Source organism: Nocardia camponoti, assembly GCF_014646135.1.
GTDB classification, from domain to species: domain Bacteria; phylum Actinomycetota; class Actinomycetes; order Mycobacteriales; family Mycobacteriaceae; genus Nocardia; species Nocardia camponoti.
Map to the genome: position 1 here is coordinate 244322 of NZ_BMMW01000001.1, position 16358 is coordinate 260679.

Below are 16358 nucleotides of genomic sequence, written 5' to 3' on the forward strand. Positions count from 1 at the left end.
GGGACTACCGTTTGGCTGGATGACGACGCGCGGTGCTGGCGGACGCTCCTCAAGGTGGCCATACCACGGTAAAGGCCGACATCGTGAATAACACGGGTGCATAGAGCAGCCGCGAAACGCGTGTGCGTGCCGAGTCCTTCGTTGCAACGACGGCGCGTCGTGCATGAAATATGCACGACGGCACAGCATCTCGTCGGGGAATTTCTACGGCTCTTTGTTTCCAAAACCCACGAGTAACCCCCAACCTCTGCGTTATGTTACCGAGGATTCTCATCGCAGACGAGTATCGGGCAGCGGGTCGCCGGGCACGTGGGGCTAGTCGCTGACCGGCAGGAAGGGTCGGTGCGGCGTGAGCCAATCCCGATCGGCAGAGGTTCACCAGATCGTCAACGTCGCTTCCGGGCTGTGGCGGCGCCATCCCCAACAATCCATTGAGACGCTCGGCAGGCAAGTCCTGCTTGCCCGCGTCGCCATCGCGGCGCTGGTCGAATCGCTTGTGCGGCGGCGGTTTCCGTTCACCGAGTTCATCAAACAGTGCGCGTTTATGGCGAACGTGTCGGCGCTGCCGACCATTTTCGTCGCGATCCCGGTCGCGGTTGTTGTCTCGTTGCAGATCGGCGCGCTCGTCAATCAAGTCGGCGCGACCACCTTCATTGGGGCGGTCGCCGGGCTCGGCATCATCCGCCAAGGCGCGCCGCTCGTCACGTCCCTCATGATCGCAGGCGCGGTCGGTTCGGCGATCTGCGCCGACCTTGGTTCGCGCACGATCAGGGAGGAAGTCGACGCGATGCGGGTGATGGGGGTCGACCCGGTCCGCCGACTCGTCGCCCCACGCATTGCCGCCGCGGTGCTGGTCAGCATGCTGTTGTGCGGGTTCATCGTGTTCGTCGGCTTCGCGACCGCGTACCTCTTCAACGTCTACGCCCAGCACGGCACGCCGGGGTCGTTCATCAGCTCGTTCGCGTCGTTCGCTGTCGCGAGCGACCTCATCGTCGCGCTGGTCAAGGCCGCGATCTTCGGCCTGCTCACCGCGATCATCGCCTGCGACATGGGCCTGCACACCAAAGGCGGACCCGGCGGGGTCGCGAACGCGGTGAACTCGGCGGTGGTCACGTCGGCGCTAATGTTGTTCGCTACCAACATCATTGTCACGCAGCTCTACAACATCTTCTTTCCATCGAAGGTGGCCTGACATGGCCGCCGAATACACCCGGCCCGCGCTACGTCCGGTCCGCGTGATCGCGGCGGCGACGAGCGGCCCGTGGCGCGCCAATCAGCGGCTCGGGCACCAGGCCATCGTGTTCTTCCAAGCGCTGCTCGCGGTGCCGTTCACACTGCGCCACTACCGCAAAGAAGTCGGTCGGCTTATCGCCGATGTGGGGTGGGGCAACGGGTCGCTCATCGTCGGCGGCGGCACGGTTGGCGTGGTGATCGTGCTCTGCGCGTTCGGCGGCATCACCGTCGGTGTTGAGTCCTACACCGCGCTGAACATGCTGACGATGGGCCCGCTGACCGGCGCGATCTCCGGTTTCGCCACCACACGCGAGATCGCGCCGATCCTCGGCACTCTCGCGTTCGCCATCCAATCGGGCTGCCGATTCACCGCGCAACTTGGGTCGATGCGCATCGCCGAAGAAATCGACGCGCTCGAATCCATCGCGATCCGCCCGCTGCCCTACCTGGTGACCACCCGCATGATCGCCGCGACCGTCACGATCGTCCCGCTCTACACCGTTGGGCTCGCGGTCGCTTACCTGTCAACCAAGGTCGCCGTGCTTGTGCTCGGCGGCACCACCGTTGGCACCTACGACCACTATTTCTTCCAGTTTCTGATCGGGGGCGACGTGTTCTTCTCCCTGCTCAAAGTGGTGATCTTCGTGCTGATCGCCGCGTTCATCCAGTGCTACTACGGCTTCACCGCGACCGGCGGTCCCGAAGGGGTCGGCGTGGCGGCGGGGCGCGCGATCAAGATGGTCATCGTCGTGATGGTGTTCACGAATCTTTTTCTCACGCTTGCCATTTGGGGAATTGATCCGGGCATTCGGATTTCGGGGTAAGTCGCATGATTTTGGATCTCAGTGGACGCGGGCCAAGGCCGTATCAGCTCGCCCTCGCTGGCATCGCGGTGATCACGACCCTGGTCACGGCGCTGTATTTGCTGGCGTTGCGCTACAACGGCGAGTTCGATGCGAAGGTCGTCGTCGCGGCCGACCTCACCAGCACCGGCGACGGACTCCCCGCGCGCGCCGACGTGAAATACCGTGGCATGCTCGTCGGCGCGGTGAGCTCGGTCGACATGGCGGCGAAGGGCGCGCGCCAGCATGCGACATTCGAACTCAAACCCGTTGCTGCCGCGACGATTCCGGACACCGTCACCGTTCGGGTGGTGCCCGACAACATCTTCGGCGTTTCCTCAATCCAACTCGTTGACAACGGTGAATCGCCCCGCCACCTACGTGACGGGGTGACCCTGCGCGAAGACACCAGCGCCGCGACGATTCAACTCCAAACCACCTTGACCACCCTGCGTGATGTCCTCGACAAAATCCAGCCCGAAAAGCTCGGTCGCGTTCTCGCCACATTGGCCGCCGCCCTTGATCCCAGCGCGCGCGTTCCCGGGTCGACGGTCGACCGACTCGACACCTGGCTCACCACCATCCACCACACCCCGGGCATTGGTGATCTGCTCGGCGACTTCGGTAAGGCCGCGACTGCGTTGAGCCAGTCGGCGCCGGAACTGGTTGGGGTGCTGAGTGACTCGGTGACGACGGCGCGCACGCTCACCGAAAAGCGCGCGCAACTGGTTGCGCTGCTTACGCAGGGGACATCGACTATCGATGCGGTCAACGCCCTGTTCGCCGCGAACCCGAATTCAGGCAAGGAGTTGACGGCGGGATTGGATGTATTGCTTGGCGGGATCGCGAAAGACCCTGGGACCCTGCGGTCGACAGCGGTGAACCTCAACGCGTCGCTGCGAAAACTGCAGCAGGTCTTCAACTTTGGTCCGCACAAGCAGATGACGTGGCGGATGGACGTGAGTTTCACGCCGTTCCAGCAGTACACAGCGAAGGATTGCCCGAGTTACGGAGCGCAGGTTGGACCGCGCTGTGGTGGGCCGAGCATCCCGGAAGTTGCGCCACCGCAAGAGTTTCCGGTGCAGCAGTTGCCTCAGCGGCTTGACGCTGCGGGACCATTGCCGACCGCGCCGGTGCCGCCCATCCCTGGTATCCCCACCCCCGCGCTGCCGTCGATTCCCAGCTTGCCGACCATCCCCGGCCTCCCCACGATCCCCGGCCTTCCGCTAATCCCGGGCATCACCGCCCCCGCCGCCGCGCAAGACCCCGCACCCACCGCGACGCAGCCCACCCGACTAACCGGCGTCGCCGCCATATCCGCACTCGTCGGCGGCCGACCAACCGTCACCCAACTGCTCCTGCTCGGCTCAGTCCTAGGCGCCACGCCCATCGTCCCGGACGTCGAAGGCGGTGTCGCACAATGAAATCCGCCAAAGCACTCATCGGCTTCACCCTCTTCGCCGTAGTCGCCACCGTCCTGACCTACACCATCTGGTCAACCCTCCAACGCACCGTCCCCGGCCCAACCGCCACTTACTCGGCCGTCTTCACCGACGTCCTCGGCCTAAGAGTTGGCGACGACGTGCGCATGGCAGGCGTCCGGGTCGGGCGCGTCGACAAAATCGACTTCACCACCGACTACGCCGCACAGGTCGACTTCCATATCCAAGATCGCCAGCACCTCACGACCACAACCAAAGCCCTTGTGCGCTACCAGAATTTGATCGGTCAGCGCTATGTCGCTCTAGCACCCGGCGCGACTGCGGGCACGGTCATTCCCCCCGGCACCCAGATCCCCCTCGAACGCACCGAACCGTCCTTCGACGTGTCAACGCTGCTCTCCGGGTTCGAGCCACTGTTCAGCGTGCTGCAACCCGACCAAATCAACTCACTGTCCGAGACGCTGATCCAGGCGTTGCAGGGCAACGACATCTCGCTCGCCGCACTGATCACCCAGGCCGCGCAGCTCGCATCAACCTTCGGTGAGCGCGACCAAATCATCGGCGATGTGCTGAGCAACCTCAGTGTGGTGATGGCCGGATTAGCAAGGCGCAGCGGCGAATTGGAGACCCTGATCACGCAAACGCGCAGCTTGATGGACGGCCTCTACGCCCAGGGTCACGAGCTTGGCCGTTCCGTGGAACGAATAGCGGGAACGACCGACGCGCTGGTCTCGTTGATCGGCACCGTCAAGCCCAGCATCGACGCCGCGCAAACCAACGCGACATCCGGAGTGCTGATGCTGCTCTACAACGGGGCCATGCTCGACCGCGCCGCCGTCGAATTACCGGACGTGCTCAACGGGATCGCCCGCTTCACCAGCTACGGCGCCTACGGCAACGCCTACTTCTGCAGGCTCGACATTTCACTCTGGGGCGTGCTGCTGCCCGAGGGCCTGTTCTCCCAAGTCGGTGGCAACGCGCAGTCAGGAGTGTGTCGATGATCGGGCCACAATTCCTTCGCGACAACCGCCATCTGCGGCTCGGTCTCACCGCTGGCCTCGCCGTGGCGCTGCTGCTCGGCGGCTCAACTCTGTTGTCCCAGTTGCGATTAGGTGATCGCACCATTCACGCTGAGTTCGCGCAGTCGGCCGGAATCAGGGCGGGCGCGTCGGTCGACATCGCCGGCATCGAAGTTGGCGCGGTCCAGTCGGTCAAGCTCGTCAACGACCGCGTCGACCTGTCCTTGCGCATCCGCCGCGACATCAAGCTGGGCCCCGACGCACGCGCGGCCATCAAACTATCGACCATCCTCGGCCGACTACACATTGACTTGCAGCCTGGCAAGGGAAAAGGCTTGCCCGGCAATAGGATTGCGCTCGCCAACACCTCGGTTCCCTACAATCTCAGCAAGGTCATCCAGGACCCGAAATACAGCTCCTCATTCGAGCGAATCGAGCGCATCGACCCAACCAAATTGCGCGGCGCACTCGACGTGCTCAACAAACAGCTCGGCGACTCGCCCGCGATGGCCGTTCAAGCCCTCAACAGCATCGGCGCGCTGGCCCAGGTGATCAACAGCAGGCGCGACGAGGTCGACACGCTGCTCAAGAGTATGGATCAGGTCGCCCAACTCGCCTCGGACAACCGCAACAGCGTGCTCGTCCTGCTCACTAGGGGAGAAGCGATCGGGGCCGCGGTGCAAAAACGGCAAACGCTGCTGACTCAGCTACTCAACAATGTCGCGGAAATGTCAAAACTGCTGCGCGACATGGGCATTGATAACAATGACCAGCTCGGCCCGCTAATCCACAATCTCAACACGATGGCCGACGGGCTCACCAAAAACAAGGCGAACCTCGACCGACTCTACGAAATCGCACCAGTCACCATGCGGCAGTTCAACAACGTGGTTGGCAACGGCCCCTACGGCGACGTGTGGGCGCCGTGGATCTTCCCCGACAACTGGCTATGTTTCGCCCAAGCTGTGCAGGGGTGCAAGTGATGACGATGCGTCGGAAAAGCAAGCTCGCCGCCGTCTGTTTCACGGTGCTCACGATCGCCAGCTGCGCGCTGCTACCAAGCAGCATCGCGGGGCTCGGCGACCGCAAAACGATCACCGCCGACTTCGAGAATGTCGCGGGAATGTATGCGGGGAACGAGGTTTCGGTGCTCGGCGTCCCAGTTGGCGTCGTCGATTCGGTTACCCCGCGCGGTGGTTATGTCGAAGTGGTGATGTCGATCGACAGCGGCGTCCGCGTCCCCGCCGACGCGATGGCGGCGCTGGTCTCGCCACAGCTCATCACCAACCGGCACGTTGAGCTAGCCCCGGCCTACTCCGGCTCTGGTCCCGAACTTGCCGACGGTGCGCATATTCCGTTGGCACGCACCAGAACTCCCGTCGAACTCGACCGCATCCTCGCCACCTTCGACCAACTCGGCCAAGCGCTCAAAGGCGACAGGGCGTCCGGGCCGATGGCGAGCCGAGTGCTGTTCCCGCTGCTAGACGGCAACGGTGACCGACTGCGCACCATCCTCGACCAGTTGTCCGGCGCGTTCGAAGTGACGCTGGCGAACAAAGACCAAATCTCCAACACGGTCATCAAACTCGGCGAAATCACCCAGGTGATCGCCGAAAACGACCAAACCGTGCGCGATTTCAGCGGACGGCTCACCGAACTCATCGCGCTGTTCGCGCAACAGTCACCCGGACTGCAAGCGGTGCTCGCCCAACTTGAGACCTTCGTCGCCAATACCTCGGCCGTTGTCGGGCAAAACCAGGACCAACTCGCGGGCGCGATCACCAAGTTCATCGCGATTGCCACCCAAATGCGTTCCAACGCACGCAATCTCACCGAGATCGTCGACGTTGGTCCGCTGCTGTTCCAGAACGTCGACAACGCGATGAGCCGCGACCGGCAAGCGCTGCGCCTGCATGGACTCCTCGATAAGGCCGTGCTCGACGGCGAGGCGCTTTCGCTTTTCTGCGAGCGAGTTCAACTGAGACTCGACGGGTGTCGCACCGGCAAAATCGCCGACATGGGACCGGATTTCGGGCTCACCGCAGCACTGTTGGGACTGACGAAATGAAACTTCGCGCGGTGCTCGCCGCTGCCTTGATCAGCAGTTCCTGCTCGATGAGCGTGGCCGAATTGCCGATGCCCGAGCCTGGCATCGGCGGACCCGGCTACCCCCTGCACGCCACCTTCCGTGACGCGCTCAACCTGCCCGACCGCGCGCACGTGAAGATCGGCGGCACCGACATCGGGGTGGTCACCGCCATCTCGACCACGTCGTTTCTCGCCGACGTTGAAATGCACATCCGCGCCGACATCGAATTACCAAGGGGCACAACGGCGGAACTGCGCCAGGCGACACCGCTCGGTGACATCTTCGTCGCAATGACCCTGCCCAGCGCCGCCGAGGCTGGCCCCGCGCTGCGCGCTGGCGAGACCATCGGTGCAGACCACACCGCGTCGGCCGCGTCCGTCGAGCAGTTGATGATGTCGATTTCGATGTTGATCAACGGCGGCGGCGTCAACCAGGTCGCGCGGGTGACGTCCGAACTCGATTCGATCTTCGCGGGCAAGGCACCGCAGTTGCGGCACCTCGTCGGGGAGACGACGAGCGTGATCACCGCGCTCAACCAGCGGACCGGCGACCTCGACGCGACACTGGCGGGATTGTCGGGCCTAACCGGTGAATTGGCAAGGCGCAAAACCGAATTGGGTGCTGTGGCGGATAGCTTCCCGCAGTTGATTGGGCTGTTCGCCGAGAACAACCAGGCGATGGTCGAGTTGATCACCAAGCTCGCGGTCACTACCGACGCGCTTGGCGATTTCGCCGCGACGAACGGTCCGCAGTTCGCCAGTCTGTTTCAGAGCGTCCAGAATTTGATGTCCGGGTTCGCGCAGATGGGCGATGACCTCACCGGCGCGCTCACCGGCTTGCATCAGCTCTATCCGAACCTCATGGACACCCTGCGTGGGCCGAATCTCGCTGTCGGAGCGATACTTTCGTATCTCGACATCGGCGCGATCACCGATCCAGCGGGAAGCCGGTGGCCGGAGGGGAGCGACGCTGGCGCGTTCGTCGGCAGCCTTACCCAGGTGCTCGCCAAGGTGCTTGGCCGAGTCGGCAGCCAACCGGCAGGTCCGCGATGAACCCACCGCTGTGGCAATGGCTCGTCCGGCGACGGATCACCGTCGCCAACCTGGGCCTTGTTGTCGTGATGATCCTGGGCAGCGCGTACCTGGGCGTCGCGGTTCTGCGGGTTGACCCGACGAAGACGCGGATGCACGTCACCGTCGAGTTGGCCACGTCGGGCGGCCTCACGGTCAATAACGACGTCACCTATCGCGGGGTGCGGGTAGGTCGGGTCAGCGACGTGCGCGCTGAAGGGGACGGCGTTGTTGCGATCGCCGAAATCGACAGTGAGACAAGGATTCCGACGAGCGGAACGGTCTCGGTCGCGCGGTTGTCGGCGGCGGGGGAGCAGTACCTCGACTTTCGGCCCGAATCCGAGGCTGGACCGTATTTGCGCGACGGTGCCATTGTCGACCGGGCCCGTACCGCGGTGCCGGTGCCGATCCAGTCGGTGCTCGGCAACGTGAGCGCGCTGTTCGACGGGATGAACCCCGATCGGCTCACGGTGATCGTCGACGGACTCGACAAGGCGCTCGCGGGCGGACCCGACAGTCTGCGCAACATGATCTCCGGGATGAGCCAGGCGATGGCCGGACTCAGCGGCCTCCTCCCGCAGACTCAGCAACTCCTGCGCAATCTGGAAGTGATCGCGTCGACGACCGCGCACGCCCAACCCGACCTCGGCACGCTCACGCACGCGGGCAGCACCCTGTTTCGCCAGTTCAGTGCCGCCGACGCGGAAGTGCGTCGACTGCTTGAGCAGACACCGGGTCAGCTAGGCACGCTCGGTGGATTTATTTCCACCACCCAGGACCCGATCACCGATTTGGTCACGAACTTCGTCGCGATCACCCGCGCTGCCAAGTTGCGTCAGCCCGCGCTCGAAGCGCTGTTCCCGTCGATGAGTCGCTTCGCCGACGCGCTCGGCGTCCCCGCCCACGACAACGCGTACTTCACCCTCGTCGACCCGTGGCCGCGCCCGACCTGCGATTACGACACGATCCCCGTCGCGCCCGCTGTCCCAACCACCGACACCCGGGTTCGCCTTTACAACTACTGCGTCACCGACAATCCCGCGCTGCAAGTTCGCGGCTCGGCGAACGCGCCCCGACCCGCCGGTCCCGACAATGGCGCTGGTCCGCCGCCCGGGGTCACCGGCAACGAACTGTCCCAGCCCGCGGTACCCGCACCCCGATAAGGACTGTCATGAACGACGAAACCGCACGGAAGAAACTCGCCATTCGAAGCGCGATCGCCGTCGTGCTCGGCTCTTCGATCGCGGCATCGGTGTTCTTCTTCGTCCAAAACAGCAATACCCAGGACCTCCTCACCGCCGAGCGGGAAGCGCGGGAGGCGGCCTGCCGCTACGCGCCGGTGCTCGCCGACTACGACAGCAAACACCTCGACACCTACTTCACCGCCGTGCTCGACGGCGCGACCGGCGACTGGAAGAAACAGTTCAGCTCGACGAGCACCGAGCTGCGCGACGTTCTCGTGCACGGCGCGGTGACGTCCAAGGTCACCGATACCCAATGCGCGATCCGCACCGCCGACACCGAATCCGCCGAGGCGATCGTGGTCATCGGCCAGACCATCAGCAGCGTCGGCACCGACAACAAACCCAAACCCGGGCAGCTGTCGATGGTGTTGCATCTGCGCAAAGTCGATGACAAGTGGCTCGTCGACAAGCTGAACTCGCCACTGGCAACGCCGGCACCGTGACCGCATCCGCCCAGCTACCGGCCCGCACGCCGCGATACCATGACAACCGAGCATGACCACACAGACAAATCCCCCGAGTACGACCGTGCCGCAACGTGAAGTAAGGCGCAGGCCGAAGAACCGGCGAGCCCAAATCGCGGCGGAGTCGGCGGCAGCGTTCGCCGCGAACGGCTACCACGGCGTGAGCATGGACGACATCGCCAAGCGACTCGGCATCAGTTCAACCGCGCTCTACCGCCACTTCCCGAACAAATACGCGCTGTTCCGGGAAGAATTGTTGCGTTTGTCGGGGCTCATCGCGGGCACGACCGCGCTGGCGGAGGCCGACGGGTCACCGCGTGAGCGCATCGACCAGCTACTTGATGCGGTGATCGCGATGACGATCGCCAATCGCGCGACCGTCCGGTTGACCCGCTGGGAACGCCGATACCTTGAGCCCGACGACTACCACCAGCTCATCGAAGAGCTAACCGGACCGATCCGCCTCATGCGCGCGCTGGTCGCCCAGGTTCGCCCCGAACTCAGCGGACACGACCGCGCTGTTCGTGCGGTCGCTATCTTCGCGCTTACCAGCAGCATTGGTGATCACCACGTGAAGGTCTCCTCGGAAGTCCTTGCGCCGCTGCTGCATTCGGCGAGTTGGGCCATCATCGACGCCGACCTGACAACGCCGGAAAGCGCGACCCCCGAAATTAGCGAAACTAGTAGCGACGCACCACTTTTCCGACAGGAGCAGTTGCTGCGCGCGGCGGTCACCCTCTTCCACGAACGGGGCTACCCGAACGTCAGCATGGAAGATATCGCTGGCGCGGCGAACCTGGTCGCGGCGTCGGCGGTGTATCGGTACTACCGGGGCAAGAGCGACCTGCTCGCGACCGCGTTCCGCCGGGCGGCCGAGCGGGCGTCAGCCGCGATCACCGCCGCGACGTCGACCGAACGCCCGCCCGAAGCCGCCCTCGCCGAGCTGATCGACGGCTACGTTCGCGACTGCTTCGCCGAACGCGCGTTGACCTTCGTCTATTACACCGAGTTCGGCAACGTCGACGCCGCCGACCAGGTCACGTTGCGGCAGATGCAGCAAGCGGTCGTCACCGAGTGGGCCGCGCTTGTCGTCAAAGCACGGCCGGAACTGACGATGAGCGAGGCTCGCGTGCTCGTACATGCCTGTTTCAGCCTCGTCGTCGACCTCGGTTGGATCTTCAGAGACACCGGAATCTGCAAGCGGGGCAAGGTCATTCGCATCCTTGAAGCAGTCGCCTACAGGCCGTAGGTCTTGCCGATGATGTCGCGCTGAATCTCGCTCGTCCCACCGAAGATCGTGGAGACAAGCGCGCCGCGGACATGCTTTTCCATGTCGAACTCGCGCGCGTAACCGTAGCCGCCCATCATCTGCATGCCCGCCAACGCGACCGCCTTACTGGTCTCGGTTGCCTTGAGCTTGGCCATTGACGCTTCCCGCGCGAACATCTTGGTTGGGTTCGCGTCGACCGCGTCCGCCACGCTGTAGACGAGGAGTTTCGTGCACTCAATCTCGGTCGCGAGGTCGGCGATCCGGTGCCGGAGCGCCTGAAAGGTGCCGATTGGTCGACCGAATTGCTTTCGCGCACTGACGAATTGGAGGGTGTCTTCGAAGGCGCGCTCGGCCGAGCCCAGGCTCATCGCGGCAAGGACGAGGCGTTCGAAGTTCAACCCGGTCATCAGCTGACGCCAACCGTTGCCGACCTCGCCGACCACCGCGTCGTCGGGCAGCAGGCAGTCGGTGAAGTACAGATCGTTCGTCTCGCGTTGGTTGCCCATCAGCTCGATCGGGTTGATCTTGAGGCCGGGGGTGTTCGCAGGCACATGGAACATCGTCAAGCCCTCATGCTTACCGCCGCTGCGATCGGTGCGGGCGACGAGCAGGATGTTTTCGGAGATGTGGGCGTTCGAACACCAGGTCTTTTGGCCGTTGATCAACCAGCCATCGTTGGTCTTTTCCGCGCGGGTGGTGAGGTTGCCGACGTCGGACCCAGCTTCGGGCTCGGACATCGAAATCGACTGCGACGCACCGCGAACGATGCCGCGCAGCACCGTTTCCTTCTGTGCGTCGGTGCCGAATTTGGCGTAGGCACCGCCGGTGATGAGCGTCGGTCCGATCGCGCCGATGGGCAGCATGCCTCGGATGCTTTCCTCAAGCAGGATGCACATGTCGACCATTGAGGCGTCCGAGCCGCCGTAGGCCTCGGGCACGGTCAGCCCGAGCCAACCCAGCTGAGCCATCTTGGCGTAAACCGCCGGATTGTGTTGTTCCGCATCGTCTTTGGTGAGCGCGTCGCGCTTTTCCCGTGTGCCGGCTTCCCGCTTGGCGAACGCGGCGACGGCGGCCGCGAAATCCTGCTGCTCGGAACTGAATTCGACGCCCATCTGACCGTTCTCCTTCGAACGTGACCGTTGACACATTCGCGCCAACCCAGCTAAGTTAACAAAAATTCTCGCTAAGTTAATAGGTATTCTCGTCGGAAGTGAAGAGGTTCGGTGCGCGATAACCCGAGCGGCACGGTGCTTACCAAGGGCGAGTTAGCCGCGCTTGCGGCCTGGATGGACGCGCGGGGCCTCGGCTCGGGACCTCTCGGCGCGGTTGAGCCGGTGACCGGCGGGACGCAGAACGTGATGGTCCGGTTCGAGCGTGAGGGTCGCGGTTATGTTCTGCGGCGCGGTCCGCGCCACCTGCGGCCACGCAGCAACGACGTGATCCGGCGTGAGTTCACGATTCTCGACGCACTCGCGAAAACCGATGTGCCGCATGCACGTTTGATCGGCGCGTGTGGTGACACGTCGGTGCTTGGTGGCGCGGTTTTCTATCTGATGGAGCCGGTTGCGGGGTTCAACGCGGGGGTTGAACTGCCTGCCCTGCATGCGGGTGACGTTGCTCTGCGCCGGGAGATGGGGTTCAGCATTGTCGACGCGCAGGCTCGCCTCGGTGCTGTCGACCATGTCGCGGTGGGCCTGGCTGAGCTCGGTCGGCCCGACGGATTCCTTGAGCGTCAGGTGCCAAGGTGGCTTCGCGAACTTGATTCTTACGCGGCATTTCCCGAATATCCCGGTCCCGCGATTGGTGCCGTTGATGAGGTCGCGCGTTGGCTTGATGAGCACCGGCCGAAGTCGTATATGCCCGGCATTCTGCATGGCGATTTCCACGCGTCGAACGTGATGTTTTCCCGCGCCGGAGCTGACGTCGTTGCGGTTGTTGACTGGGAAATGTGCACGATCGGTGACCCGCTGCTCGACCTGGGCTGGCTTTTAGCTACCTGGCAACTGCCCGGCTCGCCCGCCGAGTTCGGTGGTGAATTGGCCCGCGCGGGCGGTTTGCCGACGCCTTCCGAATTGGTCGCGCGGTATAGCGAGCAATCGCAGCGCGACGTCACCGCGATTCGGTGGTACACCGTGCTCGCCTGCTTCAAACTCGGCATCATCCTGGAAGGCAGTTACGCGCGAGCGTTGGCGGGTAAGGCACCGATGAGCGTCGGCGAAGCACTACACGGAACAACGCTGCGCCTGTTTGAACGGGCGCAAACTTTGATGAGTGGAGAATGATGATCGACTTCGAAATACCCGCTGAGCTCGTCGAATTAGGTGCTCGGGTGCGTGCTTTCGTTGAAACCGAGGTGGTGCCGTATGAGCGTGACCCGCGCGTCACCGCCCACGGCCCGTCCGACGAATTACGCGATGAGTTGATCGCGAAGGCTCGTGCGGCCGGACTGCTGTCCATCCAACAGCGCCCCGGCGGCATGACGCACCTGGAGCAAGCGGTGGTTTTCGAAGCTGCTGGTTGGTCGACACTTGGTCCGGTCGCGATGAATTGTGCGGCACCGGACGAGGGCAATATGTTTTTGCTGTCGAAAGTCGCCAATCCGGAACAGGCGGCGGAGTTTTTGCAGCCGATTATTGACGGTGCGCGACGTTCAGTGTTCGCGATGACCGAACCCGACGGTGCTGGCTCTGACCCAAGCCAATTGCGAACGACGGCCGTGCGGGACGGCGATAAGTTCGTCATTAACGGGCGTAAATGGTTAATCACCGGCGCGATTAACGCCGACACGTGGATCATCATGGCCGACGTTGTCGACGAAGGCGCGACGCTGTTTCTCTGCCACGGGAACGCGCCGGGCATTGTGATCGAACGGGTCATGAACACCATGGACCGCAATTATGTTGAAGGCCATTGCGTCGTCCGATTCGAGGATTTAGTGCTGCCGGAGTCGGCGGTCCTCGGCGCGGTAGGGGAGGCATTCCGCTACGCCCAACTTCGCCTAGCCCCCGCGCGACTCACCCACTGCATGCGGTGGCTCGGCGCTGCGGCACGCGCGCAGTCGATCGCGGTCGAGCACGCCAAGACCCGAATGTCGTTCGGCAAGCCGATCGGCGAACATCAGGGCGTGGGATTCATGTTGGCAGACAACGAGATTGCGCTACAACAATGCCGACTGATGATCTGGTGGGCATGTTGGACGTTGGACAAGGGTGGTAAGGGACGGCACGAGTCGTCGATGGTGAAGTCGATGGTGTCGGAGGAGCTATTCAAGGTCGCCGACCGCTGCGTGCAGGTACTGGGCGGCATGGGCATCAGCGACGAAACCCCGGTAGCGGCGATCTTCACCGACCTACGCGCATTCCGCCTATACGACGGCCCGACTGAGGTGCACAAGTACGCGATCGCCCGCCAGTTGTTACGGGCGAAGTAGGTTTCGCCGGTCCATTACGCACCTCCGCGCGCGATGCAGTCCTCGCCGCTGGCCGTGTTTCGCCGCTTTCTCGACGGCAACCGGACCGACAGGTATGCAGATACGTGGCATTTTCGTGCATGCTCACGCCTCCGCCCCTGATTTTGGGCCCTCGGCCCGCGAATGTGCACGGATATGCCACGTGGTCGCATGATCTTGAAGCGCGCCAGGCCACCAGGCCGCGTTTTACGCCAATGAACGGACGCCTACGCCGAGTGGTGGCATCCACATAAGTGCTGACTTATACTCGCAGGTGTGGAATGGGAAGTCGTGCTACTCGAACCAGTCGACCGCTGGTACCTGAAGCTGTGCGAATCCGACCCGAAGTCTGCGATTTTGATCGAGCAGGCCGTGGACCGACTCGCCGCACTCGGTCCGGCGCTCGGCCGTCCGCTCGTCGATACTCTGGAGCACAGCAACCTACGAAATTTGAAGGAGCTGCGACCGGGCTCTCGCGGCCGTTCTGAGATCAGAATGCTGTTTGCATTCGATCCCCGTCGGCGCGCGATCATCCTGGTCGCTGGCGATAAGGCCGGGCTATGGGCCAGGTGGTACGACGACGCGATTCCGCTGGCGGAGCTCCGCTTCGCGGACTATCTCGCGACGACGTTGAAGGAGGAATGACTATGACTGGCGCACGCAACTGGCGTGAGGTGAAAGCGGAAGGGCATCGCCTGAACCCGGATCTCGCTAACCCTGAACTACGCGCTGAAGCGGCCGCGCAGCTCGATGGGCGCATCGCGGGTCACCATCTCAAAGAGCTGCGGCAAGGGGTAGGTGTCACCCAGGCTGAGCTCGCCGCTGCGCTCGGCGTCAGTCAAGCGCGCGTTTCGCAGATCGAAAATGGCGACCTCGCGGCCATGGAGCTCGAAACTTTGCGCGCCTACGCACGCGCGCTTGGTGGGCACGTCGACATCAGTGTGAGCGTTGGTCCGCACACGATCAAGGTCGCTTAGTAGCGCGGCGGAGCGGGGGATCATCATCAAATCCACGTGAGGCCAAATCTGGTTGGGGGAACCTATTCGCGCGACGCTTGTTCGCATGGCCCGCCGCATCGCGGGTCGCGAAACACGTTGCGAGAATTAGGATTTCGATGAGCGAAACTCCATCAGGTGATTCCGGCAAGGGCGAGTTGGACGCGTCCGACTCGAACCCCGCAGTCGTTCCCAGCGACGACGAAGACCTCAGTGCCCCTGCGGAATTGCCCAGTTCCGGCCTCTCCAGGCGCGGGTTGTTCATCGGGGCCGGGGCTGCCGCTGCGGTCGTCGCGGGCGGCGGGCTCGGGGCCTGGCTGACGCTGCGGCGCACACCCGGCTCCGGTGCCGTTAACCGCGCGCTCAAGATCGGGCACGGCGGCGGCATCTGTGAAGCGCCGCTGTATGCGGCTCTGCACCAAGGGATCTTCGAAAAGCACGGGCTCAACGTCGAGATCATCAAGACGGCGGGCGGCGAGATCAAGGACGCCGTTGGCGCCGGCAAGCTCGACGCCGCGCCTGGCATCTTCTTCTCCTGGCTCAAGCCAATCGAACAGGGCATCGACGCGAAACTCGCCGCTGGCCTGCACGAAGGCTGCCTCCGCATTGTTGTCCCGCCGGACAGCCCGATCAAGAACGTCAGCGAACTGCGCGGGCAGCCCGTTGGCGTTGGGGCCATTGGTGATTCGGCGATGTCGTTCTTCTCGCTCGACCTGCTCGACGCCGGGCTCAACCCGACCAAGGACGTGAACTGGCGCGTTTTCGACGCCGACCAGCTGCCGGACGCGCTGGCCCGCGGTGAGATCGTCGCGATCGCGGCGAGCGACCCGGTCGCGCTGCTGCCCACTCTCAAGGGCAAGGCGCGCGAGCTCACTAACAACTCGCAGGGCATCAACAAGCAGCACTACTGCTGCGCCACCGCGATCAGCGGCAAGCTGCTGCGCGACGACCCCGATGTCGCGCGTTCGCTCGTCACCGCATGGGCTGAGGGGAGTCGCTGGGTCGGTGCGAACACCTCGGCGGCCGCGAAGATTCAGGTCGACAACAAGTACGTCGCTGCCGAATTGCCCACCGTCGACGCGATTTTGAAAACATACGGCTACAACCCGTCGGCGTCGCGACTCAAGGCTGAAATCACGCCCGGCATCGCGAAGTTCGCCAAGACCGGCTACCTCGACGCGAAAACCGACCCCGAAGCGCTGGCGAACAAGGTCTATGTCGACCTCGGGCTGAAGTGGTGAG

At 63.6% G+C, this 16358-nt stretch carries 16 protein-coding genes; 15 read left to right on the forward strand and 1 reads right to left on the reverse strand.

Translation table 11 applies throughout. The features are described from left to right. Positions 1 to 349 precede the first annotated feature (349 nt). Genes IEX78_RS01035 through IEX78_RS01080 form a run of 10 tightly spaced genes read left to right on the forward strand, consistent with a single transcriptional unit; the run spans position 350 to position 10652 of the window. The gene (locus tag IEX78_RS01035) at positions 350 to 1192 is read left to right on the forward strand and encodes an MlaE family ABC transporter permease (protein ID WP_188826811.1); all 843 of its coding nucleotides are present in this window, start codon (positions 350 to 352) and stop codon (positions 1190 to 1192) included. A gap of 1 nt (position 1193) precedes the next feature. Continuing rightward, complete coding sequence (locus IEX78_RS01040; RefSeq protein WP_188826812.1) at positions 1194 to 2057, forward strand: ABC transporter permease; 864 nt, start codon at positions 1194 to 1196, stop codon at positions 2055 to 2057. A 5-nt stretch (positions 2058 to 2062) separates the two neighbouring features. Then, the gene (locus IEX78_RS01045; protein ID WP_188826813.1) at positions 2063 to 3499 is read left to right on the forward strand and encodes an MlaD family protein; all 1437 of its coding nucleotides are present in this window, start codon (positions 2063 to 2065) and stop codon (positions 3497 to 3499) included. Continuing rightward, positions 3496 to 4518, forward strand: a complete 1023-nt coding sequence (locus IEX78_RS01050) for an MCE family protein (protein ID WP_188826814.1) — start codon at positions 3496 to 3498, stop codon at positions 4516 to 4518. Before IEX78_RS01045 ends, IEX78_RS01050 begins: the two co-directional genes overlap by 4 nt. Then, positions 4515 to 5519, forward strand: coding sequence for an MCE family protein (locus tag IEX78_RS01055; protein WP_188826815.1), 1005 nt, complete (start codon positions 4515 to 4517; stop codon positions 5517 to 5519). Before IEX78_RS01050 ends, IEX78_RS01055 begins: the two co-directional genes overlap by 4 nt. Continuing rightward, positions 5519 to 6604 carry an MCE family protein gene (locus IEX78_RS01060; RefSeq protein ID WP_188826816.1) on the forward strand — a complete coding sequence of 362 codons (1086 nt, stop codon included), beginning with the start codon at positions 5519 to 5521 and terminating at the stop codon, positions 6602 to 6604. The genes IEX78_RS01055 and IEX78_RS01060 overlap by 1 nt, the downstream gene beginning before the upstream one ends. Beyond that, on the forward strand, positions 6601 to 7677 hold the full coding sequence (locus IEX78_RS01065) for an MCE family protein (protein WP_188826817.1): 1077 nt from the start codon (positions 6601 to 6603) through the stop codon (positions 7675 to 7677). Before IEX78_RS01060 ends, IEX78_RS01065 begins: the two co-directional genes overlap by 4 nt. Further along, positions 7674 to 8858 carry an MCE family protein gene (locus tag IEX78_RS01070; RefSeq protein WP_188826818.1) on the forward strand — a complete coding sequence of 395 codons (1185 nt, stop codon included), beginning with the start codon at positions 7674 to 7676 and terminating at the stop codon, positions 8856 to 8858. The genes IEX78_RS01065 and IEX78_RS01070 overlap by 4 nt, the downstream gene beginning before the upstream one ends. Before the next feature lie 8 nt (positions 8859 to 8866). Then, positions 8867 to 9382 (forward strand): hypothetical protein, encoded by a 516-nt coding sequence (locus IEX78_RS01075; protein WP_188826819.1) that lies wholly within the window; start codon positions 8867 to 8869, stop codon positions 9380 to 9382. Positions 9383 to 9434: 52 nt separating this feature from the next. Next, positions 9435 to 10652, forward strand: a complete 1218-nt coding sequence (locus IEX78_RS01080; protein WP_188826820.1) for a TetR/AcrR family transcriptional regulator — start codon at positions 9435 to 9437, stop codon at positions 10650 to 10652. Here the strand turns inward: IEX78_RS01080 and IEX78_RS01085 are convergent. Beyond that, a complete protein-coding gene (locus IEX78_RS01085; RefSeq protein ID WP_188826821.1) occupies positions 10640 to 11785 on the reverse strand; it encodes an acyl-CoA dehydrogenase family protein in 1146 nt (381 codons plus the stop codon). The genes IEX78_RS01080 and IEX78_RS01085 overlap by 13 nt on opposite strands. A gap of 174 nt (positions 11786 to 11959) precedes the next feature. Here IEX78_RS01085 and IEX78_RS01090 point away from each other — a divergent pair, with 174 nt between their 5' ends. From IEX78_RS01090 to IEX78_RS01110, 5 genes are all read left to right on the forward strand, one after another. Then, positions 11960 to 12955, forward strand: coding sequence for a phosphotransferase family protein (locus IEX78_RS01090; protein WP_188828152.1), 996 nt, complete (start codon positions 11960 to 11962; stop codon positions 12953 to 12955). Next, positions 12955 to 14103 (forward strand): acyl-CoA dehydrogenase family protein, encoded by a 1149-nt coding sequence (locus IEX78_RS01095; protein ID WP_188828153.1) that lies wholly within the window; start codon positions 12955 to 12957, stop codon positions 14101 to 14103. The genes IEX78_RS01090 and IEX78_RS01095 overlap by 1 nt, the downstream gene beginning before the upstream one ends. A 294-nt stretch (positions 14104 to 14397) precedes the next feature. Then, positions 14398 to 14766 (forward strand): type II toxin-antitoxin system RelE/ParE family toxin, encoded by a 369-nt coding sequence (locus IEX78_RS01100; RefSeq protein ID WP_188826822.1) that lies wholly within the window; start codon positions 14398 to 14400, stop codon positions 14764 to 14766. 2 nt (positions 14767 to 14768) lie between these two features. Beyond that, positions 14769 to 15098, forward strand: coding sequence for a helix-turn-helix domain-containing protein (locus IEX78_RS01105; RefSeq protein WP_188826823.1), 330 nt, complete (start codon positions 14769 to 14771; stop codon positions 15096 to 15098). A 137-nt stretch (positions 15099 to 15235) separates the two neighbouring features. Continuing rightward, positions 15236 to 16357 (forward strand): ABC transporter substrate-binding protein, encoded by a 1122-nt coding sequence (locus IEX78_RS01110; RefSeq protein ID WP_188826824.1) that lies wholly within the window; start codon positions 15236 to 15238, stop codon positions 16355 to 16357. Position 16358: the final 1 nt, after the last annotated feature.